A 26,111-nucleotide genomic window follows, 5' to 3' on the forward strand; every position below is an offset into this window, starting at 1 on the left:
TCGGGACCGAAGGCATCGGGCTCGAATTGGCCGCTGGCGAGGCTCGCGGTCTGAAGATTGGTCATATGCGCTTCATCACCTTCACCGAAGAGCAGGTAGGTTGCGAACTTGGGCTGCTGGTAGTGATGCGCGAAGGGGCGAAACATGACCATTCGCCCGACCGTTGCAGTGAAATCCCCCGAGATTGGTCGAACGACCTTGATCGGATCCCAAGGAAAGAAGTGCGGGTCATCGAGGAACTCGGGCGGAAAGGACGGCATTCCTTGAAAGATGTTGGCGCGGAAGGTCGGTTTTTCGCCTGCCGGGATTGCCGGTATTATGAAAGGATCCTGCGCGTGATTGCACATTACGATGAAATCGCCCGGATTGTTGCGCCGGACCTGTCGGTACTCATCCAGAACGAAATCCGGCAATTCAACATGGTAGGCGATCTGGTATTTGTGCACCTCGTGATGGTATTGCGTCATGTGAATGGCAAAGACATGCTTGTCGCCCACCAAGGAAAAGGCATGAAGATGGGGAGGATTGTCGACAACGGAGGCGAACTGTGGTTCGGAGGCTGCTGATGGAGCGGGTGCTTCGTGGTGGCTGTTGTGCGACATCTTGCATCAGCCTCCTTTGGTCTTCGAAGCGGCCAAACCACGCGGGTTGGTCGGTGGATTGCCTGCGGAAGGCAGGTCGGGGCCCTGATAGGGCGATGACGCACCGTGGTAATATTCTCTGCCGTCGTCGTACTTGTGCTGTTCGATCACGTAGGCCGCAGCGTCGCGTGCCACATCGCCCAAGGCCTTGATCACGTTGGGCGTGAAATCTCCCTCTTTCGTCTGGGTCATCCAAGGATTTTGCTGGGTGGATATCAGGAACTTGATGCCCACGCCCGGTTCTGGGTTCACGCCAATCCTGCGCGCGTAGTGATCCACGAATTCCTGCCCGTAGACATCCGGGTCGAAACTGGATGCGGTCACCAGAAGGTCGACTTCGGGCACTCCGTCGTCGCTGAACTTTTGCATGCTCATGGCTTCGAACATGCGCTCGTTCAGCTCGTTGAGCCGCGAAATCTTGCGGTTCTGGCTGTATCGGTCGATGTAGTTGAAGGTGTAGGCCACGATGCATTGATCAGAGCCCATCTCGGAAAACAGTTCGCGCAGTTCGAAATCCCGTGCCAGTGCCGCCATCAGGTGATCGTCGTCCGGCGCGGCAAAGATCTGCTCGCGGATCATGTTGATCTGCTTGCGGACATCGGTGCGAGGCGCGCCGACTCTCTCTGCGGGCAGCCGCTGAAGCGTTGTGACGTAGAATGGATCTTCGGGTCCTGCCATACTGACCAGCCCCGCATAGAAGCGCTTGCTTGCAAACATGCACTTGCCGAGCAGTGCGCCATAGCCAGTGCGGTCCGCCGGTATCAGGCTATGCGACAGGTAAACTGCGGTTGCCGCCGCGCCGGGCTTGGAGCCTTCAACCCCGTAAAAGCCAACCGACTGTGCGATGTCGCCGTGCTGGACCACCGGCGAGGCGAAGGCGATAAGCTGTCGCAGCGCGCCGTTGCGATAACACAAGGCGCCGGCCGGATAGACCACGAAGCCGCCCTTGTGCGGGTCGACCGTGATCGTGTCGCAGTGCTTCAGGGCGCGGTATTGCCGGCGCACATATTCGTTCAGATGCAGGCCGGGTGCGAACATGACGTTCCGGCGGTTAAAGATTGCCTCGGATGTGCAGTCCTTCAGTTTTTCAGCATCCGGCACGCTATCGGGATCGTCGACACCAAAGGCTTTGACCATCTCGCGTTCGATATCGGCACGTTCCGTGTCGGAGGTTGCGGCATCGTATTGCCTGTCAAGATTCGACTCGCGCAGCATGGATGCGAAATACCCGCCCCAAGCTGCGTCGGCATGGAGCGAGAACTCCAGCCCACGTTCGCGGAATTCGTTGCGAATTTTTACGATTTCATGCAGCGGATCGACCGCGCTTTCCTCTGTGCTGCCGATGACGGCGACCACCTGCACGACAGGACGCCCCTCTTTCAGACAGTCTTCAAGCATGCGTCGCAAATAAACTGCGTCCATGCGGGCATCGAGATCGACCCGGATGCCGTGCACTGCCGCGCGACCAAGCCCCAGCAGTGAGCCCGCTTTGATCCAAGAGTAATGCGCCGTAGCTGGCGTTATAATTGCGGGAGCAGGCGTGTCTGGCAGGAATCTCCGGTGAAATTCCAATAGCCCAAGGTCCTGAACGGAATACGAGGCGAGCGCCGCCTTGAGCACCTCCTCATCGATGCCGGCAGTTTTGGCGATGCGTGTGGGCAGTTTGATCACCTGGTCGATCGGTAGGTTCAGCAGTGTCCAGGCGTCGAGATCCAGAAGCCTGTGACGCTTGCCCTGTAGAGTGGTGACGGTCACATCCCGCGCCTGCGCCATATTTGGGTCATGGCGGATCGCTGCAGCCAGTCCGACCGCCAGATACTTGATGTTGCGCGCCGCCCACATACCTTCGATATTGGCCACGCTCCCATCGCAAGTGATATGACCCCAAGGCCGGATCGCCCCGTGTCTGACGTCCTCGCGGTTGGGGATGGTATAGCCCAGCATCCGACAAAGATCATCGCCCACTTCCATCTCAAGGGCCGTCGTGATCGGCGAGGCTTCGGGTGTGCAATTGTTCTGATTGTAAAGCATCGTCGCAAAGTATCCGACGACGCTGGGAAGGGTCGTGTCCCAATACATGTGGCTCTGGTTGCGGTAGCTGGCCATTGGCACGGAGCCCTGCAGAAAGCCGAGAATCTCTTTAAACCGGGATTTGAACATTTCCCGTCCAGTGTTGAAGCCGGCGTCCTCGAGTTCCTTGATCGAGAAGGTTGTCGGATCATCCGGTTTGAAGTCGTGGCGGGACTTGACGGCTTCGTCGATCGCAAGCGTTATCATCTCGCGAAGAAAGTCTTCGTTCTCGGCCTTTGGTCCCAGGAACCAGGCAGCGGGAAGGCTGCCGCCGGGACGATCGAGGCTCAGTTTGTCCTGAAAGAAGTCTCGCCGAAATTCGTCAATATTGCGCACGATTTTTGTGCGCTGCCGACTGATAACCATTCCTATCTCCTTATTTTAGAAACTCCGTAAGTTACATGATCAACCCATTTTATTACCTATGGTAACGACTAATGGACACTTTCTCCACAAAAAAGTTTGATTACCGCCATATCGGTTCAGTACACATTCAGAGATGGTATGCGCCCGATATTCACACGATTTCCGCTACGTATGATTTGCTTTGATCCCGGGTCGGGGCCGCACCGAAGATCGCGGCCCCGTGGATGGGCTTTGCAAGATGCACGAGCAGGAGAATCGGCGCAGCGTCATTTTTGAGCAAATACCGACTTTGCGTTCGTGGGGAACGGCCGGTTCGACGTGCCGCGAAGCAGCATTTTGGACGCGATCCACGAGGTCCTCGGGAGATCAAGGTGCAACTTTGCAAATGGCGCTTTCTGCGCATTGCCGACGTTCCTTGTGGCACGTCCTTGCCGTGACCAGGTTCTAGTCCGGCCAGCCGGACCCGAGCCAGCGGGACGCTGTCTCGGCCCATGCGGGTGACGCCCCTTCGTGCAAGATGAGAGTGGAGCCCGGGCTGATGCGCACGGGCGACATGGTGCAAATGTCTGCGCGCGGCATCGACGGACCTATGGTCCGCTCAGCCCCGCGCAGGCCTGTTCCTGTTTTTGGAGATCCGCCCAACATCCCGGGATCGGAAAGTCAAAAGACAAGCGCCGCATGCGCGTCGTCTTCGCCGGGGACCGTGTCCTCGGCCCAAGGCCTGCGGGCCGCACCATCCCCGTCTGCGATCCTTTGACTGTCCGCTCCCGGGCCGTGGGTCGGGCTTTGCCCTCAGCCACTCTGTTCCGCCGGAAACATGCGTTTCCGGTCAGATCAGATTGGCCGAGGCGCAGCCCAAAGGCGGAAGGCGAGGCGACACGCCCCGAACCGCGTCAATCGGAAGGAGGCCACAGATGGCTCACACATATCACCCCCCGCAATTCTGGACCTGCGATTGCGACCGCACCACCGGCGGCCATATCATCGCCGGGCTCTATTCGGCTTGCGTCTTTTGCGGCAAGCACCGGTCTGCCCTGAAGGAGATCGTCGTGCCGTCCGGCATGGGCGGCGTATTCGCCGTGGAAATCCTCGAGGTTGGAGAAGCCCGCGCCATAGTGCAGGTGGTGGGGAACGCGAACGGTTTTGACCAGCTCGCGCCGTTCACCGTTGCGCTGAAGGATATCGCCCCGCGCTGGAAGACCGGGACGGGAGCCGGGCAATGAGCGGTGAACATCACAGCGACGACCTCGCAACCGCCCGCGTTGAAGATACCTTTACCCTGCGCAGCGCCGCGCAGGAGGCCAGGGCCGCGCTTTACAGCGCCCTGAGCCGGTTGGAGCTGAACGATCTTGAAGGAGAGGAAGGCCCTTTCATCGACGATTGCCTTGTGGCCATCGCAATGCTCGAGGAGGCGCTGAGATGACCCTGCAGGAGATCAAGGTAGCCGTGGACGCGAGGCATCGCGTCCACTGGGCCAACCCGGGCTACCGCGTTATTCGTGACCGCCTGGGAGAATACCTCATCGTGTTCACCCGGAATGGCGACACCATCGGGCTGACCGACCGGAGCGGCACGCGTCTCAATGGCCAGCCGGAACAGTTTTTTGTCGCCCCCTCTGAGCAGGAGGGGCAGGCATGACCAGAGTGCGGATCGTTCAGGACTTGCGCCGCCCGGATGGCACTGGCTGGCAGGTCGGAGAGATAAACGGGTGGCGTGTCGCGCGGGAGTTTGCCCGCGTGCTTGAGGACCACGACCCCGCGACGGGTGTGTTCACCTATGCGCCGGGCCCAGCGACGCCCGGCCCGTGGTGCTACAACGTCACCGGCTTCAGCACCCGCGCGGAGTGGCCGGAGCATCCACAGTATGACGGCAATTGCGGCCATGTGGAATGCAGCGATGGCAGCACGCGGCCGGTGCGGATGTATGGCCAGAAACTCTTCGTGACCCGCGCTGGCACGGAGCACTGGAGCCACTGACCCGAGCGCACCGCCAGCCCGCTGCTGGCGGTGCGGAGCGCAAAATTTTGTCCGGTCGGCATGCGGGGCTGGCCCGCCCGCCGACCGGACCGGCGCGTCGCACGCTGGCGACCGCGTCAGACGGTGAGGCGTCAAGTGGCGACACCATATGTTGCGTATATTTTGTAAATAAGCACAACATACTTGACTTTGATCATGCTTTGTTCCAGTTTTGGCGCATCAACAGAGGAGCTGCCCCGATGTCTGATACAGCCACCATGATGTCCGCGCCGGGCACCTTGCCGCCGACGGAAAAGCAAATTCTCTATGCGCGTCAGCTTGCAATGCAGACCAATGCGATCTTGCCCTGGCAAGCGCAGCAGGACCGCAGGGCCTTGTCGCGGTGGATTGATGCGCAGAAGGCGAGCGCCCAAGCCTCAGACGCGGCGCGCCGTCCCACGTCAAAGCAGGTTGCCTTCGCGGAGCGCCTCGCCGCGATCAAGCGCACCAATGTTCCAGACGAATGCTTTCAGGATCGGCAGATGCTGAGCCGCTGGATCGACAGCCACAAGCCCTGACGCCGGCTCTGCCTGCGATCGAGACCGGTCTGCCCGGGGGCTTGGTCGCTGCTCCGGCCCGGACTGCTCCGCCACGGTCCGGGCCGCCTTGTCTCATGGGTCCCGGTCGTTCTCAGGCCTTGGCTGGTATGCCCCGTTCTTGGTCGAGGCGCGCGAATGTCTTTGCTGGAGATGCCGACCACTGGTCATAGCACCCGGCCGATTTGGAGGTCTGACGCGCGCATGCCGATCTGGGCCCCACCTTTTCTGCGGGGTTCTCAAAACGCGACCTTTGGCGCGGGCCGGGCTTTGGCGACCGGGCGCGTCGGTGCCGCGCCCTTCAACCACAAAACCGGTTTCCGCGTCGCGGACCCTCCGATTTTGCAGTGGATCGCAGCCCGTCCCGGCCCGGGCGTTTCCCATCGAACCACGCATTGAAAAGGAGATGAGATCATGCGGAGCTTCAGCGAATTCCAAATCATCGGCCGGGTTGGCAAACTCAAGGAGGTCGGCCCGACCCTGCGCATCAGCATCGCGGCTGAGTACGGCCGCAAGGACGATCAGGGCAACTTCCAGCCCAACGCCTTCTGGAACGAGGTGACCCTGTTCAACGAGGCGGCCATCACCTGGGCCAAGGCCAACGTCCGCCCCGGCGATATCGTCCACGCGCGCGGGACGATCCGTCAGAGCCAGTGGGAGGCTCAGGACGGCACCACCGTCTACGGTGCCACCCTCGCCGCTGAGAGCTTCGACGACTTCAGCCACGACGAGCGCCGCCGCGCCGCGGCCGCGGTCGTCGAAGACTGATCCCGGGGGCGGGCCTTCGGGCCCGCCATCCCCAAGGCAGCCCACCACATTGCGCCGTCGCGGCGTATCTACCCCGCTTGTCGGTACGGGGCGTTTGGGTCAGATGACAGCGCCAAGGGGGAAACTGGATTATCCGTGGGGCCAGGTTGCGGCAAGCGGGAACGCATCCAAGGCTCGACACTCAAAAACTTGCAAAACAAGCCATTCTGGCTATACTGTCCAATGATAGCTTGTAACCCCTGCGAGTATGACCATGAAAACCGTGACGGCCGTTGAGGCCAAGAACAGCTTTGGCCGCCTTCTGGAGGCGACCCACCGTGAGCCGGTGATGGTGACGAAGAACAACCGCCAGATCGCCGCAATGTTCTCGATGCAGGATGTTCAGGCTTTGGCGGATGCTTTCCTGGCTGACCCGCTCAAGACCGAGGTGGCAGAGGGCAAACGTTCCGTACTCGATGCGCTGATGGCACAGCTGGAGATCAACCGGCGGCTGGAGGCCGGGCGCAAGGCGATTGCTGAGGGCAATGGCCTTGTCGCGGACGATACCTATTTTGCGTCGCTGCGCGACCGCGCGCTGTCCCGCATTTCCTGATAGCCCTGCATGAAGAACGCGACGATCATTCTCGCTCCCGAGGTGGATGGAGCGATCCTGCGCCTGATCGACCACGTTGACCCCAGCGAAATCCCGGATGTGCTGAATTTCCTTGAGGGCATTCACCAGCGCATGGCGCGCACCCTGTCAGACTTCCCCGAGGCTGGCGCGCCCTTCCAGGGCGGGGTGCGCTTTCTGGCGCTTGAGGGCTACACCTACCTTTACGAATACCATGAAGACACGAACGAGGTGCATGTGCTGGACCTCATGATTCCAGGACAAAACTGGCGCTAAGAGGAGCGGATGCTCAGCGACAAAGACCTGGACGAGCTCGACGCCCTGTTGCTTTCGATCCCGGAAGAGGCGGGCGGCATGTTGTTGCCAGAACTGGACGGGTTTTTCGCCGGACTGTTGGTCAGCCCGGAGATGATCCTGCCCGGTGAATTGCTGCCCCATGTCTGGGGCGCAAACGGCACCGGCTCGCCGCCGAGAGCTTTGACGACTTCAGCCATGACGAGCGCCGCCGCGCCGCGGCCGCGGTAATCTAAGACTGACTCCGGGGGCGGCCTTCGGGCCCGCCATCACTGCTCGAAGGAACCTGCGCACAACCTAAGATCACCCGTCAAAATGCGCGACCACATCCATGGACTGGTGCACGATCCCGATGACGGTGACTTGGTCCGCCTCTGAAAGGTAGAAGACCAGATGCTTGCCTTCCGGAAAGCACATGTATTCGGGATGGATATCCGGCCTGCGTCTGCCAGCGTTGGGGTAGCCTGCAAGCCACGCGCAGCGCTCCATCAGGCGCCGGACATATCGATCCATCTTGTCCACGCCCCAGTGCGCGAGCGTGTAATCTGCGATGTTGTCCAGGTCGCGAAGGGCTGCTGGCGTCAACCTGTAAGTTGCGGTCATTGATCGGAGCCGGCTGCCCGCGTTTTGGCCCGAGTAATGATGTCTTCGGCCGAGGTGTCGACATAGGCGCCTCTCAGCGCCTCCGCGTGCCCAGTGGCGAGATGATCCCTCAGCGCCTCAAGCTTGGTGCTACGTTCTTCAAGCTCCCGCAAACCGGCGCGCACGACCTCCGATGCGGTTGCATAGCGCCCCGCCTCGATCTCGCTTTTGATGAAACCCTCCCAGTGGGGGCCGAGGGTCATTGATGTGCTGGCCATGGTCGTTCTCACTCCACCTATATTCTATTTGAATATACCGATGCTCTCGGCATGAATCAAGCGCGGGCCCCTACCCAGAGCCCCTTCACGACCGGGATCGACCCGGAGCATGAAGACCCGCCGGAGGGACATTCTGCCCCCCGGCGAAAGAGGCAGCCCTTGGCTGCCAAACGGAATACAGGCAGTTGTTGCAATATGATAGTATTGCAACAATTATGACGAAGCGTCATAACGGTGCTGCCTGTATGAGAGTGGCAAGAAATAGGGGTGATTACTTCACATGGCCCGATCCCGCGCCAAACCAGTGAACCGGCTGAGCCAGGAGCAGCGCTTCGCCATCGTGCGCAAGCGCGGGCAGGGCGTGCCGGTGGCCGATCTGGCGCGGGAGTTTGGTGTCACATCGCGGACGATCTACTACACGCTGCAGACCGACCGGAGCCGCCAGATCGACGGGCGGGTACGCAGCGAGGTGGTGAATGTCCGGCTCACGGCGCAGGAGCTGTCTCGCTTCGACGCGGTGCTGGCCCGGCGCGAGATCGCGAGCCGGGCCGAGGCGCTGCGCCGGCTGATCGGTGCCGCCAGTGATCTCTTCGTGCCCGATGATGATCTGGCCTTCGAGATGCGCGGGCTCTCGGCGGCGCTGAACCGCGCTGGCAATAACGTGAACCAGATCGCGCAGCGGCTGAACGAGGCGAAGCGGCGCGGCAAGACCCCGCCCTATGCCGACGGCGCCCATGCCCAGGTGCGGGCCCTGGGCACGCTGGTTTTTGATATCGCCGACCAGGTGCAGGAGATGGCCGAGCGTCGGCGCTGTGCGCTCTCAGCCGAGGTCGCACGGGTGCTGGAGGGGGCAATTGATGGCCCGGAATAACACCGCCATGGCCGCGGCCCAGAGCGCGTTCTTCGACCGCGACTGGAGCCGGATCAGTGGCAGTGTCCCGCGGGCGCGCCAGAAGCAGATGGTACGCGCCGCCATGGGGCATTCGCCCGCGATCTTCAAAGCCATTCGCGGTGGCGGGACCCATACCCGGGCGCAGCTGCGCAATCAGCTTGGCTACCTTACCTCGAAATCCAGCATGATCATCGACAGCCGCGGCACCTATGACGGGCAGGAGCGGCTGAGCGAGAAGGAAGCCGAACAGGTCACCCGCCGTTTTGCTGCGCAATGGAACGAGGGGTTCCATCCCAAGCTTGGCCATACGTCGCATCTGCTGATGGCCTTTCCCATCGGCACACGGGGTGAGGATGTCGGCGAGATCACCCGCGAGATCTGCGAGCGCTTTTTTCAGGGCGAGGGCAGCCATTTTGACTATATCGCCGCCGTCCATGAGGACCGTGACCACCCGCATGCGCATATCGTGCTGAACCGGCGCAGCAAGGATGGCGAGATCTTCTTTCTCAAGCGGGACCATCACTTCAACTATGACGCTTTCCGTGAGGCGATGGTGGAGGTGAGCGACCGCTACGGTCTGCGGCTCGAGGCGACAAGGCGGGCGGAGCGCGGCGTGGTGACCAAGGCCCCGGCCGATGCGCAGGCGCGGCGCTCCATGGAGAGCGGCCAGACGGTTTGCGAGCGGGAGCGCGTGGGCCCCGAGCTTGACCGGGCCCTTGTGGAAATTGCCGGGCACGCCCGGCTTTATCGCGGGCTTGCGGCCGAGGCCTCGCGCGAAACCCATGAGGAGATCGCGACAGCCCTGAACCGGGCGGCGACGCTGCTCGGGCAAGGTCAGGCAATCACAGCAGATGGAAAGGTATATGGCATGGCAGAGGACCAGCTCTCATTCGACGAGGTCGTGGACGCGTTCCATGACAAGATTGCCCAGGCCGAGCGCGTGGTCGCTGAGGCCCCACCGGATCGGCGCGTGGCGCTGGAGCATGAGCTCAACGAGATTTACCGCGATATCTCGCATCTGAGCCCGATCGGATCGCAATCCCACACGCTGCTCGACGCCCCTTCGGCCAGCGGGGTCTATTCCACTGCAAACATCGACCATGAGGCCGCCGAGCGGCTGCAGGCCCCAGGGCTGGCAGAGCGCGTCGAACGCGCGCTCGAAGGCACCGGGATCTCCGCGCAAGACGTCGTTGCCCGTGTCGAGCTGGGCGCCGACAATGCTGCGTTGGAGCGGCAGTGGCTGAGCCAGGACCTCAAGGCCATTGCCGAGACAGAGGGACTGGATTTGAACCGGGCGGATGAGCTTGAGGCGGCCATCGATCGGCTCGACGCGGCGCATGGTGATCTGGGCCGCGTGTTGGCTGAGGCCGAGGTGCTGCGCGACAGCGGGGCCGTGGATGAGACAGAGCGATTAGAGCGCGCCGTCCGTGATCCCGATATCGCTGACCTGCCGCCGACCACCGCCGAAGTGATGACCCGCCTGCGCGATGACCCGAGCGCTGATCCGTTCCGTGATCCCGCTGAGCGGGCGGCATTGCGTGAAGAAATTGATGACATGATCGGCGAGGAGCGCACGGCTGAACTGGCCATGGGCAATGACGCGGCGCTCGATGAGATCCTCGAAGACCGGCTGGACCGGCTCTACATGGCCAAGGCCTATCTGCAGAGCGATGCCGCGCTGGCAAACAGCGCGGCCATGGAGCACGTGCGCGACGAGATCGCCAATGAAGAGATCGACGTCCAGCGCGCGCGCCATGCAGAGACCGACGGTGAAAAGGGCGTGAGCCATGGGTAAGGCCCGCATCGCCCTCGGGGTTCTGAGCTTTGCGCTGCTTGGCGCCACGCTCGGCTATGCCCTGGCCTCGGCCTTTGTCACCTTCCGCTGGTTTGGTATCGGTGCCGAGATTGACTTCCTCTTGATCGCCCGCAGCTATGGCGATCTGCGCGTCACCAACCCCGCTGACATGCAGATCGTGCATCTGATCATCGGCATCAATGCGGGTGCCGGACTGCTCCTCAGCGCCGTCTTGATGAATGACGCACTCACCCGCTTTGGCGAAACCCATTGGCAGACGCGGGCGGAGATGAAGCGCAACGGCTTTTTCGGCAAGCCCGGCCACGGCTTCATCCTGGGCAAGATGGGCGCGCCCCGCGGCCGCGCGCCCTTCGTGATGTCCAAGGTCTTCCCACATGCCCTGATCGTGGCCCCCACGGGACGCGGCAAGACCACGGGCTTCGTGATCCCGAACCTGCTGACCTATCAGGGCAGCGCGGTGGTACTGGACGTCAAGGGTGAGAACTTCGAGGCGACCGCGCGTCACCGTGCCGCCCAGGGTGACCGGGTGTTCCGCTTTGCCCCAACCGATTGGAAGGATGGCCGCTCGCATCGCTACAACCCCCTCCTGCGCATCGCATCTCTCGAGAATGTCGATCGCCAGCAGATGGAGCTACAGCTTTTGGCGTCGCTCTTCCTGCAGGCTGACAGTGATCGCGTGCAGGGCCTTCTCGACGGCGGTATCGACCTCTTCGTCGCGGCCGGGCTTTTGGCCTTCGAGCGCAAGCGGCCGACCCTGGGCGAGATCTACCGCATCACGGCCTCGGGCGGCGACAAGCAGAAGGAGTATCGCCGCCGCGCCGATGAGGTGGTCAATCCTGCGGCCAAGCTGATCTTCATGCGCATGGCTTCGACCAATAATGACACGCTGACCTCCTACCTCTCGCTGCTGATGACCTCTGGTCTCAAACAATGGTCAAACCCCGCCATCGACCGCGCGACCGAGACCTCGGACTTCGACTTCCGCGATATCCGCAAGGCGCCCTTCAGCGTCTATCTGGTGGTCGAGCCGTTGATGGTAAAACCGCTGGCGCCCTTGATCCGGCTGTTCTTTTCGGACCTTCTTGCCTCGCTGCAGGATCACGAGCCGGGCAAGAATGAGCCCTGGCCGGTGATGATCATGCTCGACGAGTTCAACCGCCTGGGCAAAATGCCCATCGTGATGGACAGTATCGAGACCCTGCGCTCCTACCGGGCGAACTTGGCGATCGTCACGCAGACCATCCCCGCCCTCGATGAAATCTATGGCGAAAACGCCCGCCGCGCGCTGCAGGGCAATGCCGGCATCAAGCTTTACCTGACCCCCTCGGATGAAAAGACCATCGAAGAGCTCAGCAAGGCCGTCGGCAAGACCACGAAACGCGTGGTGACCCGGTCGCGCTCGGTTGGCCGCAACCCATTTGCCGGGCGCAGCATGTCCGAGCGGACCGAAGAAACCGCGCTGCTGCCCGAGGACGAAGCCCGGCGCATGGATCTGGGTGACATCGTCATGGTGGTCGACGCGCAAATGCCCGTGCGCGCGAAGCGGATCAAGTACTACGACGACCGCTTCTTCAAGGCGATTTACGACAAACAGACGGGTGACTTGCCGTACCCCTCAGCTGGAGACCAGATGCGCGGGCTGCAGGGCCAGCTCCGTGCGCTGGAGGCAAAGGTCGGGGCGCTGGATGTGCCGGAGGCCCGATCCGGGAAGCTTGGAGCCCCGGGTAAAAGCCGCGGCGGAAAGAGACGCGATGAAATCGATGCCATGGAAGCGCGAGACCCCGATGCCGCGACCGAGTCCGCGCCCGATGCAGACGCCTACAAAGAGGGCAATGCGCGGCTGGACCGGTTCATGGACAGGGCTGGCCAAGAGTGAGCGGTCTGGTAGGGTGGGTGGGTTTCGAGCACATGGAGGCCGAGGCCGCGGCTCTCGTTGGTGTCGAGGCGCAGGCGCATCCGGTTACGGCGCGATCCGGCTTCTGGCGGACTGGCCGGCCCCCGCACGGGCCGCCCGGTTATTCTGCTCGAAGGGTCTCGATGAGGACCGCTTCGAGACGCTGACCCCTGCCGCCGAAGCGCTCGCCGCGACGCTGATGCGCCGCGCGATGATCGATTACACACTGCGGGGCGCCAAATCGAAACGCTACCGCCACGCGGCCCGGCACCTTGCTGCATGCGCGGCCTGCGATACAGCCATCGCGGATTACGGTGATCCCCCGACCCACGATGCGTTCCTGGCAAGCCTGCGCGAGGATCACCGCCGAAAGCCCGGCTTCTGGGGCCTCGCTGACGGGTAGCTGCGTCTCCCGGATAAGTTCGCGCGGACGCTGCAGCGCAGCATCGCCTGTTGAAATGCTGCGCTGCAGCATATAGAAGGGGGCTGCCCGCAGGGGTCATGCCAGACGCTCTGCGATCATCGCAACCAAGGAGTAACGCCATGACCAATGCCGACGACTACACCAAGATGATGAAAGACATGATGGGGTCCATGCCCATGGATAACGCGGCCCTGCAGGACGCGTTCAAGTCGCAGGCCGCCATGATGGAGCGGATGACCAAGGTCGCGCTGGAGGCCGCCGAGAAATCGACAGAGGTGTCGACCAAATGGACTAGGGCCACGCTGGAAAAGGCGGGCGAGACCGCGACCGCGAAGGACGACCCGGCCGACTATTCACAAGCCATGACTGACTTCGCCTCGGCCCAGTCCGAGCTGGCCTCCCAGCATGCGTCCGAATTCGCTGAAATCGCCAAGAAGCTGCAGATGGACACGATGGAGGTTCTGATGGCCGCCGGCAAGGACATGCAGAACACCGCCCCCGAAACCGCCAAGAGCGCGACAGAAGCGGCCGGCAAGACTGCAGCGGCCCCCGCGCCCAAGGCCCCGGCCGCCAAGAAATCCACCGACAAGTAAACCGACGGCTGGCCGACCGGAGTTTAGCCGCGCCGGCCCTGGGAATCGAAGGGCACGCGGTCCGCGCGGGTCTTTCGGTTCGGGGGCGGACATGGCAGGGTGAACCCGGCGGCAGTGCCGCGTGTTTTATCAATAAGAAGTACAACATGGGACTTGGAGATATGCTGGGCGGGGCGATGAACGCCCTCGGTGGCTCGGACGAGATCGTATCAAAAATCAGCGAAAGCGGGATCGACCTCTCCGCGCTCGCGGAGATGGACCCCGAGTCGGTGACGGCGATGCTCGAGGACAAGGGGATCGACCTGTCGATGCTCGAAGGGCTCGGCCTGTCGGTCGAAGACGTGATCGAGAAGGTCAAGGAACACCTGGCCTGATCACGAGCCTTCGGGGCCGGGCTTCCCGGCCCCATCGTCGTGCAGGATGAAACCACCGAAGGCGCGAACGGTCGGCAGGTGAATTTGATCCGGCGCCGCAGACCCCGGCTATAGTATTCGCAAATGCAGCATTCGTCATGAGGGGCGGAGAGCGGCCGTTCGCTGCAACAGCCCACAGGCTTCGGCCACGAAAAAAAGGCTGACATTGAACTTGATACACAGCAGAGTTAGGCTTTAGAGGCCTTGATGTGATTGCAGGCCATACATTGGCCGAAAAGTTGCGTTTCACCCTCCAGCGAGGATCTGGATGCCCAAAAGTACGTTGGACAAGCTTTTACCAATCGCAAGAATTCCGGACGAAAATCGCGGCGAATGGCTAGAAAGCGCTGACCAGAGCGTCGAAATTCTCAAGGACAACCTGAAAGCCGACGAGATCGTGATCTACGCATTCGGTCCGCACATGCTGATTCATTCGGTATTGACTCCCAATGAGCTGCTAGACCCACCCGACCATGCTGATCTTGACCGGGCTCACATCATGCCAGATGACTCTTGGATCATTCAGCGAGTATATGGTGGCGGTGAGGGGCATCGCGTTTACCTGCAAGCACCGCTGGACTACCCAGGCTGCAAGTCTCTGGTTGGTAGCGAAAAGCTGGTATTTGTACGCTCGTTTGAAGGCGTAAAGGACTACGAGCCTACGATTGAAATCAGCCAGAAGCTTGTGCATGCGCTTGGACTGCACTTCATGGATGAGAGAAATGCCTATTGCAGGCTAAATGATCGCGGAGACATCGAGCCGATCATTTCTGTCTATCTGGATGTGACCCATGATCCCTGGCAGCAAGTGCGCGCAGTCTCGATACGCTCGCATGATCTGGCAAGCTACATGGCGCTTACTGGGACCAGTTTAGTCAGCCTGTTTGATTTCACACGGTTTTCTATGGGTGGGTTCGCCGGCTGGCCCGAAGGCGCTGAAGATGTTTTCGAGACAAGGGACTTATTTTACAGGCAACGCAAGGTTCCTCAGCACGCCAGCTATGTCAACGGGCAGATAATCGTTCGCACCAGCCTTACTCCCGAGGCTCTGGCGGAAGAATGGAAAGAAGAAGAGGACAAAAGCAGACTAAAGTATGCGTCCTTTTTGATCATCGATCGCAAGAATGGGCATGAGTTGGTAGAAACCTCGTGCTCGCCCGACCACATCGTCAATTATTTCACCGAATCGAACTTACCGTGGGAGATTTCGCCCGCCTTTTTTAGACCTGAGGTGCTTCAAAAGTACAAATCGGATCCAGAGAAATATACTTTTGGTGACCGAAGCATAAGTTGTCGAGGCGCATGGCATCTTCAAACTTACGATATCAATGAGGCCGGGCAAGTGCATACCTATATCGGCTACTTGGCGGATCTGCCCTATGATGAGCAGTTATATTGGCAGTCATTCAACGAAGCGCCAAAGGCTGGAATTTCTGAACGGGCATATCAAACCGACATTCTTGGCGAATTTACAACAACAGATGATTTCTTGGAGGATGTAAAGCGCATCATTGCCGAATTGGATCAAAACCCGCCGTCTTGGTGGAAAACGCGCGGTTCGGAAATGCGCGATGCCGTCCACTATCCGGTGACGGATTCGTCCTCGGAGTGGGGTGACGAAATTCTGGCACTAGATCACCTCGTCGTAGAAGGCTTTCTCGTCAAGGGATTGAGGGCGATAATCGACGCCAACACGGGCGTCTATGAAAAGGATTGGGGATCACTTAAGGTACTTGAGGTCGCCCTCGCGTCAACGGGAAGAACCGAAGATCAGGCCAAAAATGCCGTTGCTCCGCTTCGCGAGCTACATGCTTTACGCAACCCTGCAAAGGCACATGGTGATCCAAAGGGACGACGCCTAGCAATAGCAACCGCTCGCAAACACCATGGCACTTTGAGGAACCATTTCAGCGATCTGTCACAACGGCTGGCTGCAGCATTAAACGTGATCAAGGCTACGCTGCCAAAATAGGAACTCGAAGATAGCTTGGGAAAATGAGCACCCTTAACTACTTTCATGAACTGAACCTGCCTGACAGCTGCATCTCGCCAAAGCTTCGGGCACTACTCACCCCAGTTGGGTTGGACCCATTTGAGCGACCTGAAGTTACGGCCCGATATGAACATGACCAATACGGACCTGATTACGAGTACGTTCACATGGTCATGGCCTTGACCAATGAAGCGGATTCGCTCTCTGTTGCCGATTTTAGTGAAGTTTCAGATGGCGTTGTCAGTTTTTCAACTCCTTTATTTGATGATTTCGGCGGATTGTCTGGCCATTCACCTAGCGTATCGGGTCACGAATACGTCGTTGCGTCTCATGGCAATGGATCATTTTACAGTTATCACTTGGCAGAGAAAATATGGATGGCGCTTGGTTTGTCGCCCCGTTGTGTCGGAGGTGACGACCAGAGACTGATTTATGATGACTTATCGCTGCCTGAGTTTGGTGTTGCTGAAGGCGAAGTCTCCAGTTCGTACTACTACCGGGCAAGTCGGAACGTCAGTTGGCGAATGTCGAACGAGTACCTACGAAAATACCTTTGGATGCAGGGGAAGCACGGGACAAGGGTATTTTTCTACGAGGCGAGTATTCAAGAAACGCAAGAGATATCAGAACTTTTGGGGAAAAATGGCCACTATTTTGCAAAGCCGGAAGGTGGTTGGTACGAACTAGACATTCGACGTATCAACGGGAAGACTCTGATGCAGCTTTGGGCTGTGGTTTGCGCAGTCACTCCGGAACTGTGCGCGGTGCAAACTGCCGCCGGTTTGACTTGGCCTGGCATTGCCGGGGCGATGGATCATCAGCGTGCAAATGCTCTGGTAGAACCCACACCAATTTTTCTCGATGACCGATTCCTTGAGAGGTACGAACAAAACAGCTTCTACCAAACCACACCTTTCCAGACCCATGGAAATTGGACGTGCAATCCTTCTTACTCAGGGCAATGGTCATTCACAGATTGTAGACGCGTCGGGCGAAACCTGATTCAAGTCAGGCTGAGAGAACTATATAAACCGAAGCCCGACAGGGAAATTGTTTGGGCACATGCACACGTTGTTCCACAGAAAATAGTAGATCAAACCGACCTAAACGAAGAGCACATCGTTGCCAAAGTTCAAAGGTTTCTTGAGGCGCTTTTGGACTTGGCGGATGGCCTCGCTTGGCTAACAACTGACCTCGGTCTGGGGGCCCTGACATGCGAAGACTTGATCGGTGTTTCTAGGGAGCAACTACAAGCCGAGCATTGGTTGCCTTACCCTAAGCTAAGTCACTTGGCTCAAGTCGCCCCGCTAAGCATGTCGGAGCAGCAATTTCTTTCCCGATGCAAAGAGATCCACGAGCTATGGCAGAAAATACCAAACGGGATTTTGAGGCGGATTGTTGATGAGGGGGGCCACGATCCTAAGAGCTACAAGAGCTTTGGCAGTCTCAAACTACTGCAGATTCTGACCAATATTCTTGAGCGTCTAAACAGTAATCAAGAAACGACTGACAATTTCAGCGGTGGCCACCAAGACTCAGAGGTCACCGATCGCAATGCAAATCTAGCACCTCTTTTTCTCACGGCTGACCTACGGAATGCGGATGCTCACACGGGCGGATCAGTTTCGGAAACATTGACCCGGCTGGGATTTGATATGTCGCAAACCAATTCAGGCTACGGCACGGCATTGGACTTTGTTTTCGATCAAAACATCGCTGCATTCATTCACATAGGCGCTGAGATAAAGGTGCTTCAAGCTCGAAGTTCTTAGGCCAGGCGCTAGAGCCATATCGTTGTAGAAGTTGGTAAGAGGTCGATTGCTCGCGAACGGCAACTTTGCCTAGCCGCGTCGCAGCATGTCTTCGCCGGAACGAGCGACAGCTCTGGGCCGAAAACAACAAGTGTTGTTCGACCGACGCCGCCCAAAACGAGGTCTCGAGAACCGGTTGGCCCGACTTTCTCGACTGCGCGCAGGGATTTTCCGCGTGTTCATCAACAATGCCTCCAAGTGATGGTCGGGACGCTGATCGGAGATCATGCTGCACCACGTGTGTGGAAGCCGAACGGGCAAATCGCTTTCTGGGTCAATCCGGGGCGATCTCCGCGCGATGTGGTGGCCCTGACATTTTGGCATCAATCCGCAGCGCGCGGACCAGCCCGATACAGGCCACGAGCAGGAAGACTGTCAAAGGCAGCGCGGAGGTGAGCGAGGCGGTGCGCATGGCAATCAGCCCGCCGGCAGACAAAAGGCTCATCGCCACGACGCCTTCGGTGACACACCAGAAGACACGGTAGGGGGCAGGCGGGTTCGGGTGCCCGCCCGAGGTGACCATGACGTCCACCAGAGATCCGGAATCCGACGACGTGATGAAGAACACGACAATGGCCAGTGTTGCCAGTGCCGAGGTCACCATGAACAGGGGCATTTCCGCGAGCATTGCGTAGAGCGACAGCGCCTCGTCCTCCATCGACATCTCGGCGATACGGCCGACGCCTGCCGATTCCAGCGAAAGGGCCGTGCCGCCGAAAGCCGCGAACCAAAAGAACCCCAGCAGTGTCGGCGCCAGCAGCATGCCAGCGATCATCTCGCGGATGGTGCGCCCGCGCGAGATCCGCGCTGCGAATATGCCCACGAAGGGCGACCACGATATCCACCAGACCCAGTAGAACAGCGTCCAGTCAGCCTGCCAGTCGGGATCGGAGGCGGGCCCGACGCGAAAGCTCGCTTCGACGATGTCCGAGAGATAGGTGCCGATTCCGGCCGTGAAGGTCTCGAGGATATGGATCGTCGGTCCGGCCACCAGAACAAAGGCCAGAAGGACGGCACCGACACCAATGTTGAACTCGCTCAATCGGCGAATGCCGACGTGCAAGCCGCTGACCACCGAGACCGTGGCGACGCCGGTAATGACCGCAATGATCACCAGTTGCACCGGCAGCGACATGCCCAGCCCGGTCAGAGCGCCCAGCCCGGCATTGATCTGCATCGCGCCAAGCCCCAGCGATGTGCCAACGCCAAAAAGCGTGCCGACAGTCGCGATGATGTCCACGATATGGCCGATCCAGCCGTGTATGCGTTCGCCGATCAGCGGATAGAGCAGCGACCGGGGCGCCAGCGGCAGGTCGTGACGAAAGTGGAAATAGGCCAGCGGCAGCGCCATGCAGATATAGATGGCCCAGGGGTGCAGCCCCCAGTGGAAGTAGCTGTGGAACAGCGCCTCGCGTACGGCTTCTTCGCTGCGCGGTTCCGCGTCCAGCGGTGAGGTGTAGTGCAGGATCGGCTCGGCCACGCCGAAAAACACCAGCCCGATCCCCATGCCCGCGGCCATCAACATTGTGAACCAGGTCAAGCGCCCGAATTCGGGTTTGGCGCTGTCGCCGCCCAGCCGGATCTCGCCGAAGCGGCTCAGGCCCAGCCATATGACGAAGCCAAGCATGCCACTGGCCGCGAGCACATAGAACCAGCCAAAGCTGTCGATGAGCCAGCCCTGCGCGCGTGAGAACTGCGTCTCCGCCTGACCACTGAAGAAGACACCATAAAGCACGAAAAGCACGATCAACCCGGCTGACCCCAGGAAGACCGGTGGATTCATCGTCTCGCGGAAATCCTTGATGAGATGTTTCAACGTTCGTTTTGCCTTTCCGGATCCAACAGGGAGTATCCTGCGATCAGAACCTCTCCACGGCCCGTTGGCCCGATAATGGGTTTCGGTGCAATCTGCGCATCGTGGTCTTTTCCCGGAGCCTATCAGCGGCGGCCCGGCCCCGGAACCTGCCTGTTCTATGCCAGAATAGTGTCTGTCCTGCAAAAGGCGCAGCGATGGTCCCGCGTCCGCGGAACAGGGTCATGTCGCCCCGCATGGCTGTCCCGGACCTGATCTAAATGCTGCATCCTGCATGAATGGGCGGTCCAGTGATGCTGCGTTGCGACGTCCAACCTGACGACGAGGGCCCGCAATAGGCCGCTCTCATCAGTTGGAGCTCGGAGTCACTGGCATGTCCGGCTCTTCCTCACCCAGCTCTGTTTCGAATTGACCTGCGACCAAGATGCAAACTTCAGGGTCGGGGTCACCGCCCATCAAGGCCCGGATTGGACAGAGATTGCCCTCGAACGAGCCTGCGGCGAACCCACCACCTTCGACGATTTCAAGTCGGTCAAAGACAACAGTGGCCGCGGTGCCCACATCATGCGACGACGCATAGAACCCCATTTCTTCATCTTCGCCAAAATTCTTGTGATAGGATATCTCAGCCTCATTTTGGCCGGTCAAAAGTTTGTCGACCGCGTCAGCCGAAAACGGCGGCAATTCGATGGTCAGGCCGCCGCGTACCAGGATACGGTCCGAGTCAGGATCGACGCCCGTGATCCGCAACTGGACCTGTTCCTCGCCATCGCCTCCAAACATCTGGGCAAGGGGATTTTCCGCGCCATCGCCCAGCATCTCGGACATCATCTCCATGCGCTCTTGCATCTGCGCGCGCTGCTCATCGCTCATGCCGTCAAGCGCACCTCCCATCACGTCCGGCATCGACCAAGGACGCCATGCGGCTGACGACATCGTACTGCCGTTGATCTCGCCCGCAATGGTCGACCAGGCACGCTCGGTGCCATCCGCCATCCCTTCGATGGAGCCAAGTACCGTCATGGTGCGCATGTCCTGTGCCACGGCTGGCTGCGCAATGAGGGCTGCGGCGAGGCTCGAAAGTAATGCCCAAAGGGTTGGTGAAATACGGGCAACCTGCATGGTGGGAACTCCTTGAAAGTAATATGCTTATGCAACATCGCCGGAGGTGTTGTTCACCATGGCAATTCTATCTCCCTAACAGAACAAAGGGACTAAGTCTTGCTTTGTGGGGCGTTGTCTGCAGGTAGACAGGAACGGTCGGGATTATTGCACGACCTGATAGCTACATGCGGCTTTCAGCAGCCTTGATCTGCAGCTTTGTATAGACACCTCCCTCCTCGCGGGACCGTCCAAAATATCAGCTACCAGCTCCGTCTCTGCCCGAGCCAGGTACTTCGCCGTTGCCCATTGTGTGAGTTCGCCCCTCACCCTCACTCCAACCGTTTCGCCCTTTCGGCGACCCTTTGCACCGCGGTGCCTGCCGCACTTCCCGCCTGCCGGAGGCCAGCGCCTGCAAGCTCGCCTGTCGAGCGTGACCCGAACCGCGCCCTTGCGCGGGACCCTTTGGTGCCAGCCAGTCCCTTCGCAAAACCGCCGACACCGGGCATGTTTGGCGGGGCCGCCATCATGAAGTTGCCGGAAATCGCGCGGACGATGAGCGGCGTGGCAAGGATCATGCCGCCGGCAAGGAACATCATCATGAAAAACGGGATGAGGGCGCCGATATTGCTGGCGCCCTCGGGATCGCCGAGTTCGGCCAGGAGCGACTGCGACATTCCCACGACGGTCGAGAAGACGCCGGCGATGACCAGTGGGTAGAGCGCGTAGGAGGCGGTGCTGGAGAGCCAGCGCAGGAAGTAGTCCTTGGTGATCTCGAAGAGCGAGAGCGCGATCATGATGGGAGCGATGCCGATCATGAAGGTCAGCATGATCTTGGCAAAGATCAACACCAGCCCACACAGCGCGCCAATGACGCCGAGGAGGAACGCGCCGATGGCGCCAATGAGCGCCCCGGCCATCCAGTGCATGTTGTCCCCGGCGGCATTGAGGTAGCTGCCGAACTCTCCGATGAGATCATCGAAGGCGGCGGCAAAATAGGCGGATCCCGCGCCGCCGCCGCCCAGGCCGGCGATCATGCCCCCGGCGAGTTGGTCGAGCCCGTCGATGAGCGCGCTGGCCACCACGTTGAACTGCACCCAGTTGAGCGCGAAAAGGGTGATCAGCGTGAGCTTGATGGCGAACCAGAAGGCGGTGCGCCCGTCCATGGAGCGCACCTGCAGCGCCATGTTCACGAAGACGCCGATGACGGCCAGGGTTGAGCCGACCGCGATGATCCCGCCCACCTGACTGGCGACAGTGCCAAAGGTCGTCTCGGCCGCCCCGTCGAGGTAGCTGTCGGTGGTCTCGACCATCCAGGTGACGACGCCCATGAGACTGCTCCTTGGCCCGGCGGCCTCAGTCCGCTGCCTTGAGCGGGCGCTTGAGGAAGGCGGTGAGAATATGCTCACCGTTAAAATCGGGGGTGACGGCGACAAGCTCCCAGCCTTCGCGGCCAAGGGCATTCAGCGCCTCGGCATAGGCCTCTGGCTTGGCGCGGCCGGTATTGATCTGGCGTGTCAGATACTCAAACATCTGTGGTCTCCCTGGTCTGTGTTTCGGTGTCCGGCAGGTAGAACTCGGTGATGCCACGAGCCCCGCTGAGCCGGCCGGCCTGGACGATCACGTCGATCGAGCCGGTGATGTAATGGATCATGTCCTGGTAGGTCATCGGCAGGTTGGTCTTGAGAGCCGCGATGGCCAGGCGCTGGATGGCCAATTGCGGGGTCTCGGCGTGTAGCGTTGTGAGTGAGCCGCCATGTCCGGTGTTGATCGCCTCGAGGAATGTCATGGCCTCGGGCCCGCGAACCTCGCCCAGAACGATCCGGTCGGGTCGCATGCGCAGGGTCGCGGTGAGCAGCTGATCCGCACTGCGCTCAGGCGCCTCGCGGTCGGCCATGAGCGTCACGGTATTGGGCTGGCCGGGCCGCAGCTCGGCCGCATCCTCGATAGTGACGATGCGCTCGGCATCGGGCACGAAGGAGAGGATCTTGCGGGCGGTGACAGTCTTGCCAGTGGAGGTGCCGCCGGAGACAATCATGTTGAGCTTGTGGTGGACGCAGAAGGCGATGGCGGCTTCGATATCGCCGGTGGCGACGACGGCGCGCAGCTCGGCATTGCGCGCGCGGCGCGCGGCCTCTGCGCTGCGCTCGGAGCCAAAGAGGTAGGCAAGCTGGATCTGGTCCAGGGGCAGATCGGCGAAAAAGCGCAGCGAGATGGCAAAACCGCCTTCGACGGCGGGCGGTTGGATCACCTGTGCCCGGATCGGGCGGTCGCGATAGGTGATGCTGACCGAGACGATGGGTTTGGCGCGGCTGAGGGTGGTGTTGGCCGCCGAGGCGATCTGGGTGCCCAGATCGTGGGCCTCATGGGGCGTGAGCCTTGTGTCACGCTTGCGCATGAAATGGTTCCCCTGGATCTCGCCCCAGACCGTGCCGTCGGGATTGATGCTCAGCTCGATCAGTTTGGGATCGCGGGCGTCCGGCAGCTTGTCGAGCGAGCTTTGCAGATAGCTGGCGGCCATGGCTCAGAATATCTCCAGGTCGCGATCGACCATGACGGTGACGCGCGCGCCCTGGTCGACATGGATGACGGGCGCGACGGAGAGATATTCGCCGATGACGCTTTGGGTGCTGTCCTGCAGGCTCTCGGCGCTGCCTTCGAGCGCATCGGCGGCGCGGGCGTCCTCGGTCGACTCGGCCGCCACGGAGGGCAGCGTTCCGATCAGGGAGATGAGCGCGGCCGAGCCGAAGCGGGTGCCAAAGCGGCTGTCGACAAAACCGGTGGTCCCGGATCGGCCCAGCTCATCGCCGCCGAAGGCGCTGATCTCGACGGTCTGATTGTCGGGCAGGATGATCCGATCCCAGGCGATGGTGATGCGTTGCTGCGCAATATCGACGCCGGATTGATAGCGCCCGATAAGGCGCGACCCGCGGGGGATGAGCACGCGGCTGCCGTCATAGGCATGGACATCTTCGGAGATCATGGCCCGAACCGGGCCGGCGAGTTGACTGTCAATCGCCGTTTCCAGAACCGCCTGGATCATGGTGCCCTGGACCACGGTGTTGGCGGGGTTCACGATTGCGAAGGCCTGTGTGACGGTCGCGGGCTGTGCGCCGTTGCGAACAAAATCGGTCTCTCCGTCGAGGCGACGCTGGTCTGCGGGGCTTTCATCGCTGGCACTGCCCGAGGATCCGAAGGCGATGATGGGGCTGGCGATGCGCGCCTCGCGGATGGCGCGCGCTTCCGCGCGGCGCTGCTCGAGCTCAGCCAGGCGCCGCTCTTCGTCGGAGGGTCCTGTCGCGCCGGGCGTGGCGGGTGTCTCGAGGCGGGCCAGCTCCAGATCGGTTTGCAGGCGCTGGATTTGCCGCGCGCGCTCATCGAGCTCGGCGCGCAGGGCGGTCTCTGCCTCAGCCGCCTCGCTCCGCATCGCCGCAATCTCTGCGTTCAAAGCCTCCAGCGCGGCCGTATCCGGCGCCGGGGCCTCCGGGGCAGGCGCATTGCGCAGGGCCTCCAGTTCCGTGCGCATCTCGTCGAGCTGCGCGCGCAGGGCCTCGGTCTCGGGATCGGGCGTGGCTGGCGGCGCAGGGGCTGGGTCCGGTTCGGCGGGTCTGCGCGGCTCCAGCGCGCCAAACCCCGGCCCGCCATCCTGAAACTCGGCCGGCGCGGCGGTCTCCAGGGGCTCGGGTTCCGATCCGCCGGAGATGAGCGCCACCACGGCAATCAAGGCCGTAGCGCCCGCGATCCCCGCAACAAGGATCAGAAGCGACGGACGCTTGCGGCCGCCGCCGGTTGATCCGCTGCCTTCCAAGGCCTCGAGGCGTTTGCGCAGCTCGGCCGTTTCAGTCATCGCTGCCCCCGTCGCGCATATCCTGGATACAGACCTCCGCGTCGCCGAGGCGCAGGACCCACCGTGCCGTCACGCCGGACACGCGGATCACGCCGTCGTCTTGCGCCATAGCATTGACGCTGCGCTCCCGGCCTGCCGACCAGCGGAAGATTGCGGGCACGGGCGCGCCAGCCTCGAAGCGGAAATACGTGAAGGTCCCGTCATCCCAGATCTCCATTGGCGTGATCTCGGAGCGGGCGCTGACGCCATAGGCATGGTTGTCCGGCTGGCGTGCGATGGCGCGGCGTTCATCGCGCGCGGCCTCGGGATAGCGAAACCGGATCACGTAGAAGGTGGGGGACGATGCTTCGGTGACGTTGAAATAATAGCTCCGGCGGTTGGTGTAGACGGTGATATTGGTATGGGCGCCGGAGACCACGGGCTTGATGGCGAAGGCCTGACCACCGGGAACACCGTCGAGCAGGAAGCCTTCGGTGTCGCCCGCGATGATCGAGCGGATGGTCTCGCCGGGGCCGAACTCGATGCTGGTGACATGGGTCAGGCTGGTGCGGATCTGGTAGACCTGTCCGTCCTGGAATGTGGCGAGGCGCACACGGGCGTCATGCGTGCCGCGGCGCGGCTGGACCTCGGCAAGGGCTGCGCTGGCCAGAAGCAGGCTGAGTGCGGCGATTACCGCGCCGGAGCGTTGAACCGCGCGCATCTACTCCTCCAGTCGATCCGAGCGGATCGCGTATTCGGTGACGGTGAAGCCGAACGGATTTTGCCAGACATCATCGATCGCGCGGCGCTCTTCGGGGCGAAACGCAAACATCAACGTGGCGGTGAAAAGCCCGGTCTGGCTGCCGCGCGGCGCGCTCAGACGTTTGCGCAGGCGTACTTGCGCGCGGTTGGCGCTGATCAGCGTGATCGAGAGGATCTCGACCTCGAGTCGGGCGTCTTCACCGTAGTTTTGCGGCGGATAGTCCTCATGCCCGCTGGTCCAGAGCGCGCGCAGGCTTGTGGCGGCAGCGCCATCGGATTGTGAAAGCACGCGCTCGACGCGCAGATCGTTGTCGAGCTGGTTGTAGGCCTCACGGTCGGTGACATAGCGATAGATCTGGGCCTCGATGATGGCCGGGCGCTCGGTGAGGGTGACGGCTTCCACCACGGCATTGGGCAGCGCCATGCCGGTCTCGCTGTCGAAGGGCACAATGAGGGGGGCGGGGTCGGTATCGAGGATGGCGACAAGGGCCGCCGCCAGGCAGCCCAGGGCGCCAAAGCCCAAACCCGTAACCCCGAGCTTTTGCCAGAAGAGCTCACGGCGGCGCGCGCCATAGACCAGTTCTTCTTCGATGATCTCGCGGTCCTCGGCCAT

General features: G+C 61.0%; 29 protein-coding genes. 17 read left to right on the forward strand and 12 right to left on the reverse strand.

Annotated elements, in window-relative coordinates; all coding sequences use genetic code 11:
• Window positions 1-602 (reverse strand): hypothetical protein (locus ACROSR_RS13045; RefSeq protein ID WP_432685735.1); only part of this gene is annotated, 602 nt, incomplete at its 3' end.
• A gap of 6 nt (window positions 603-608) precedes the next feature.
• Window positions 609-3,077, reverse strand: coding sequence for a pyridoxal-dependent decarboxylase (locus ACROSR_RS13050; RefSeq protein WP_432685737.1), 2,469 nt, complete (start codon window positions 3,075-3,077; stop codon window positions 609-611).
• Window positions 3,078-3,991: 914 nt separating this feature from the next.
• Here ACROSR_RS13050 and ACROSR_RS13055 point away from each other — a divergent pair.
• The 9 genes from ACROSR_RS13055 to ACROSR_RS13095 all read left to right on the forward strand — a co-directional run bounded on the left by ACROSR_RS13055 (window position 3,992) and on the right by ACROSR_RS13095 (window position 7,531).
• Window positions 3,992-4,300: a hypothetical protein gene (locus tag ACROSR_RS13055; protein WP_432685739.1), complete on the forward strand. Its 309-nt coding sequence runs from the start codon at window positions 3,992-3,994 to the stop codon at window positions 4,298-4,300.
• Complete coding sequence (locus ACROSR_RS13060; RefSeq protein WP_432685741.1) at window positions 4,297-4,500, forward strand: hypothetical protein; 204 nt, start codon at window positions 4,297-4,299, stop codon at window positions 4,498-4,500. Before ACROSR_RS13055 ends, ACROSR_RS13060 begins: the two co-directional genes overlap by 4 nt.
• Window positions 4,497-4,715 carry a hypothetical protein gene (locus tag ACROSR_RS13065; protein ID WP_432685743.1) on the forward strand — a complete coding sequence of 73 codons (219 nt, stop codon included), beginning with the start codon at window positions 4,497-4,499 and terminating at the stop codon, window positions 4,713-4,715. Before ACROSR_RS13060 ends, ACROSR_RS13065 begins: the two co-directional genes overlap by 4 nt.
• A complete protein-coding gene (locus ACROSR_RS13070; protein ID WP_432685745.1) occupies window positions 4,712-5,053 on the forward strand; it encodes a hypothetical protein in 342 nt (113 codons plus the stop codon). The genes ACROSR_RS13065 and ACROSR_RS13070 overlap by 4 nt, the downstream gene beginning before the upstream one ends.
• Window positions 5,054-5,310: 257 nt before the next feature.
• Window positions 5,311-5,610 carry a hypothetical protein gene (locus ACROSR_RS13075; RefSeq protein WP_432685871.1) on the forward strand — a complete coding sequence of 100 codons (300 nt, stop codon included), beginning with the start codon at window positions 5,311-5,313 and terminating at the stop codon, window positions 5,608-5,610.
• Window positions 5,611-6,042: 432 nt separating this feature from the next.
• On the forward strand, window positions 6,043-6,396 hold the full coding sequence (locus ACROSR_RS13080; RefSeq protein ID WP_432685747.1) for a single-stranded DNA-binding protein: 354 nt from the start codon (window positions 6,043-6,045) through the stop codon (window positions 6,394-6,396).
• A 247-nt stretch (window positions 6,397-6,643) separates the two neighbouring features.
• Complete coding sequence (locus ACROSR_RS13085; protein ID WP_432685749.1) at window positions 6,644-6,988, forward strand: type II toxin-antitoxin system Phd/YefM family antitoxin; 345 nt, start codon at window positions 6,644-6,646, stop codon at window positions 6,986-6,988.
• 9 nt (window positions 6,989-6,997) lie between these two features.
• Complete coding sequence (locus ACROSR_RS13090; RefSeq protein ID WP_432685751.1) at window positions 6,998-7,282, forward strand: hypothetical protein; 285 nt, start codon at window positions 6,998-7,000, stop codon at window positions 7,280-7,282.
• Window positions 7,283-7,291: 9 nt separating this feature from the next.
• Window positions 7,292-7,531 (forward strand): UPF0149 family protein, encoded by a 240-nt coding sequence (locus ACROSR_RS13095; protein ID WP_432685752.1) that lies wholly within the window; start codon window positions 7,292-7,294, stop codon window positions 7,529-7,531.
• Window positions 7,532-7,603: 72 nt separating this feature from the next.
• On the opposite strand, the gene ACROSR_RS13100 is transcribed toward ACROSR_RS13095, so the two are convergent.
• Both ACROSR_RS13100 and ACROSR_RS13105 read right to left on the reverse strand, forming a co-directional pair.
• A complete protein-coding gene (locus ACROSR_RS13100; protein ID WP_432685754.1) occupies window positions 7,604-7,903 on the reverse strand; it encodes a type II toxin-antitoxin system RelE/ParE family toxin in 300 nt (99 codons plus the stop codon).
• Entirely contained in the window at window positions 7,900-8,160 is a 261-nt protein-coding gene (locus ACROSR_RS13105; protein WP_268954242.1) for a type II toxin-antitoxin system ParD family antitoxin, read from the reverse strand. Before ACROSR_RS13105 ends, ACROSR_RS13100 begins: the two co-directional genes overlap by 4 nt.
• Window positions 8,161-8,440: 280 nt before the next feature.
• Here ACROSR_RS13105 and mobC point away from each other — a divergent pair, with 280 nt between their 5' ends.
• From mobC to ACROSR_RS13145, 8 genes are all read left to right on the forward strand, one after another.
• Window positions 8,441-9,031 (forward strand): plasmid mobilization relaxosome protein MobC, encoded by a 591-nt coding sequence (gene mobC / locus ACROSR_RS13110; RefSeq protein ID WP_432685756.1) that lies wholly within the window; start codon window positions 8,441-8,443, stop codon window positions 9,029-9,031.
• Window positions 9,018-10,847, forward strand: a complete 1,830-nt coding sequence (locus tag ACROSR_RS13115) for a relaxase/mobilization nuclease domain-containing protein (protein ID WP_432685758.1) — start codon at window positions 9,018-9,020, stop codon at window positions 10,845-10,847. Before mobC ends, ACROSR_RS13115 begins: the two co-directional genes overlap by 14 nt.
• Window positions 10,840-12,744: a type IV secretory system conjugative DNA transfer family protein gene (locus tag ACROSR_RS13120; RefSeq protein ID WP_432685760.1), complete on the forward strand. Its 1,905-nt coding sequence runs from the start codon at window positions 10,840-10,842 to the stop codon at window positions 12,742-12,744. The genes ACROSR_RS13115 and ACROSR_RS13120 overlap by 8 nt, the downstream gene beginning before the upstream one ends.
• Window positions 12,745-12,757: 13 nt before the next feature.
• The gene (locus ACROSR_RS13125; protein WP_432685762.1) at window positions 12,758-13,165 is read left to right on the forward strand and encodes a DUF6880 family protein; all 408 of its coding nucleotides are present in this window, start codon (window positions 12,758-12,760) and stop codon (window positions 13,163-13,165) included.
• A gap of 140 nt (window positions 13,166-13,305) precedes the next feature.
• Window positions 13,306-13,779 carry a phasin family protein gene (locus tag ACROSR_RS13130; RefSeq protein ID WP_432685764.1) on the forward strand — a complete coding sequence of 158 codons (474 nt, stop codon included), beginning with the start codon at window positions 13,306-13,308 and terminating at the stop codon, window positions 13,777-13,779.
• 146 nt (window positions 13,780-13,925) lie between these two features.
• Window positions 13,926-14,153, forward strand: coding sequence for a hypothetical protein (locus ACROSR_RS13135; RefSeq protein WP_432685766.1), 228 nt, complete (start codon window positions 13,926-13,928; stop codon window positions 14,151-14,153).
• 307 nt (window positions 14,154-14,460) lie between these two features.
• A complete protein-coding gene (locus tag ACROSR_RS13140) occupies window positions 14,461-16,164 on the forward strand; it encodes a hypothetical protein (protein ID WP_432685768.1) in 1,704 nt (567 codons plus the stop codon).
• Between the two features lie 23 nt (window positions 16,165-16,187).
• Entirely contained in the window at window positions 16,188-17,957 is a 1,770-nt protein-coding gene (locus ACROSR_RS13145; RefSeq protein WP_432685770.1) for a hypothetical protein, read from the forward strand.
• Between the two features lie 313 nt (window positions 17,958-18,270).
• Here the strand turns inward: ACROSR_RS13145 and ACROSR_RS13150 are convergent, their stop codons facing one another.
• The 8 genes from ACROSR_RS13150 to ACROSR_RS13185 all read right to left on the reverse strand — a co-directional run bounded on the left by ACROSR_RS13150 (window position 18,271) and on the right by ACROSR_RS13185 (window position 26,111).
• Window positions 18,271-19,812: a BCCT family transporter gene (locus tag ACROSR_RS13150; RefSeq protein ID WP_432685772.1), complete on the reverse strand. Its 1,542-nt coding sequence runs from the start codon at window positions 19,810-19,812 to the stop codon at window positions 18,271-18,273.
• 345 nt (window positions 19,813-20,157) lie between these two features.
• Window positions 20,158-20,931, reverse strand: a complete 774-nt coding sequence (locus tag ACROSR_RS13155) for a hypothetical protein (protein WP_432685774.1) — start codon at window positions 20,929-20,931, stop codon at window positions 20,158-20,160.
• 311 nt (window positions 20,932-21,242) lie between these two features.
• Complete coding sequence (locus ACROSR_RS13160; RefSeq protein ID WP_432685775.1) at window positions 21,243-22,241, reverse strand: TrbL/VirB6 family protein; 999 nt, start codon at window positions 22,239-22,241, stop codon at window positions 21,243-21,245.
• 25 nt (window positions 22,242-22,266) lie between these two features.
• On the reverse strand, window positions 22,267-22,443 hold the full coding sequence (gene sp36, locus ACROSR_RS13165) for a Sp36 family protein (protein ID WP_432685777.1): 177 nt from the start codon (window positions 22,441-22,443) through the stop codon (window positions 22,267-22,269).
• A complete protein-coding gene (locus ACROSR_RS13170; RefSeq protein ID WP_432685779.1) occupies window positions 22,436-23,431 on the reverse strand; it encodes an ATPase, T2SS/T4P/T4SS family in 996 nt (331 codons plus the stop codon). Before ACROSR_RS13170 ends, sp36 begins: the two co-directional genes overlap by 8 nt.
• A 3-nt stretch (window positions 23,432-23,434) precedes the next feature.
• Window positions 23,435-24,757 (reverse strand): TraB/TrbI/VirB10 family type IV secretion system protein, encoded by a 1,323-nt coding sequence (locus ACROSR_RS13175; RefSeq protein ID WP_432685781.1) that lies wholly within the window; start codon window positions 24,755-24,757, stop codon window positions 23,435-23,437.
• Complete coding sequence (locus ACROSR_RS13180; protein WP_432685783.1) at window positions 24,750-25,457, reverse strand: TrbG/VirB9 family P-type conjugative transfer protein; 708 nt, start codon at window positions 25,455-25,457, stop codon at window positions 24,750-24,752. The genes ACROSR_RS13175 and ACROSR_RS13180 overlap by 8 nt, the downstream gene beginning before the upstream one ends.
• Window positions 25,458-26,111, reverse strand: a complete 654-nt coding sequence (locus ACROSR_RS13185) for a VirB8 family type IV secretion system protein (RefSeq protein ID WP_432685785.1) — start codon at window positions 26,109-26,111, stop codon at window positions 25,458-25,460.

This window comes from Roseovarius tibetensis (assembly GCF_050896375.1).
GTDB lineage: Bacteria > Pseudomonadota > Alphaproteobacteria > Rhodobacterales > Rhodobacteraceae > Roseovarius > Roseovarius tibetensis.

Excerpts from the sequence above, each read along its gene's own strand:
- ACROSR_RS13090 (WP_432685751.1), top strand. The coding sequence starts at position 6,998 with ATGAAGAACGCGACGATCATTCTCGCTCCCGAGGTGGATGGAGCGATC.
- ACROSR_RS13155 (WP_432685774.1), bottom strand. The coding sequence starts at position 20,931 with ATGCAGGTTGCCCGTATTTCACCAACCCTTTGGGCATTACTTTCGAGC.
- ACROSR_RS13115 (WP_432685758.1), top strand. The coding sequence starts at position 9,018 with ATGGCCCGGAATAACACCGCCATGGCCGCGGCCCAGAGCGCGTTCTTC.
- ACROSR_RS13060 (WP_432685741.1), top strand. The coding sequence starts at position 4,297 with ATGAGCGGTGAACATCACAGCGACGACCTCGCAACCGCCCGCGTTGAA.
- ACROSR_RS13160 (WP_432685775.1), bottom strand. The coding sequence starts at position 22,241 with ATGGGCGTCGTCACCTGGATGGTCGAGACCACCGACAGCTACCTCGAC.
- ACROSR_RS13085 (WP_432685749.1), top strand. The coding sequence starts at position 6,644 with ATGACCATGAAAACCGTGACGGCCGTTGAGGCCAAGAACAGCTTTGGC.
- ACROSR_RS13180 (WP_432685783.1), bottom strand. The coding sequence starts at position 25,457 with ATGCGCGCGGTTCAACGCTCCGGCGCGGTAATCGCCGCACTCAGCCTG.
- ACROSR_RS13070 (WP_432685745.1), top strand. The coding sequence starts at position 4,712 with ATGACCAGAGTGCGGATCGTTCAGGACTTGCGCCGCCCGGATGGCACT.
- ACROSR_RS13145 (WP_432685770.1), top strand. The coding sequence starts at position 16,188 with ATGAGCACCCTTAACTACTTTCATGAACTGAACCTGCCTGACAGCTGC.
- ACROSR_RS13095 (WP_432685752.1), top strand. The coding sequence starts at position 7,292 with ATGCTCAGCGACAAAGACCTGGACGAGCTCGACGCCCTGTTGCTTTCG.
- ACROSR_RS13140 (WP_432685768.1), top strand. The coding sequence starts at position 14,461 with ATGCCCAAAAGTACGTTGGACAAGCTTTTACCAATCGCAAGAATTCCG.
- ACROSR_RS13075 (WP_432685871.1), top strand. The coding sequence starts at position 5,311 with ATGATGTCCGCGCCGGGCACCTTGCCGCCGACGGAAAAGCAAATTCTC.
- ACROSR_RS13105 (WP_268954242.1), bottom strand. The coding sequence starts at position 8,160 with ATGGCCAGCACATCAATGACCCTCGGCCCCCACTGGGAGGGTTTCATC.
- ACROSR_RS13170 (WP_432685779.1), bottom strand. The coding sequence starts at position 23,431 with ATGGCCGCCAGCTATCTGCAAAGCTCGCTCGACAAGCTGCCGGACGCC.
- ACROSR_RS13065 (WP_432685743.1), top strand. The coding sequence starts at position 4,497 with ATGACCCTGCAGGAGATCAAGGTAGCCGTGGACGCGAGGCATCGCGTC.
- ACROSR_RS13130 (WP_432685764.1), top strand. The coding sequence starts at position 13,306 with ATGACCAATGCCGACGACTACACCAAGATGATGAAAGACATGATGGGG.
- ACROSR_RS13120 (WP_432685760.1), top strand. The coding sequence starts at position 10,840 with ATGGGTAAGGCCCGCATCGCCCTCGGGGTTCTGAGCTTTGCGCTGCTT.
- ACROSR_RS13175 (WP_432685781.1), bottom strand. The coding sequence starts at position 24,757 with ATGACTGAAACGGCCGAGCTGCGCAAACGCCTCGAGGCCTTGGAAGGC.
- ACROSR_RS13050 (WP_432685737.1), bottom strand. The coding sequence starts at position 3,077 with ATGGTTATCAGTCGGCAGCGCACAAAAATCGTGCGCAATATTGACGAA.
- ACROSR_RS13080 (WP_432685747.1), top strand. The coding sequence starts at position 6,043 with ATGCGGAGCTTCAGCGAATTCCAAATCATCGGCCGGGTTGGCAAACTC.
- ACROSR_RS13185 (WP_432685785.1), bottom strand. The coding sequence starts at position 26,111 with ATGGCCGAGGACCGCGAGATCATCGAAGAAGAACTGGTCTATGGCGCG.
- mobC (WP_432685756.1), top strand. The coding sequence starts at position 8,441 with ATGGCCCGATCCCGCGCCAAACCAGTGAACCGGCTGAGCCAGGAGCAG.
- ACROSR_RS13055 (WP_432685739.1), top strand. The coding sequence starts at position 3,992 with ATGGCTCACACATATCACCCCCCGCAATTCTGGACCTGCGATTGCGAC.
- sp36 (WP_432685777.1), bottom strand. The coding sequence starts at position 22,443 with ATGTTTGAGTATCTGACACGCCAGATCAATACCGGCCGCGCCAAGCCA.
- ACROSR_RS13135 (WP_432685766.1), top strand. The coding sequence starts at position 13,926 with ATGGGACTTGGAGATATGCTGGGCGGGGCGATGAACGCCCTCGGTGGC.
- ACROSR_RS13100 (WP_432685754.1), bottom strand. The coding sequence starts at position 7,903 with ATGACCGCAACTTACAGGTTGACGCCAGCAGCCCTTCGCGACCTGGAC.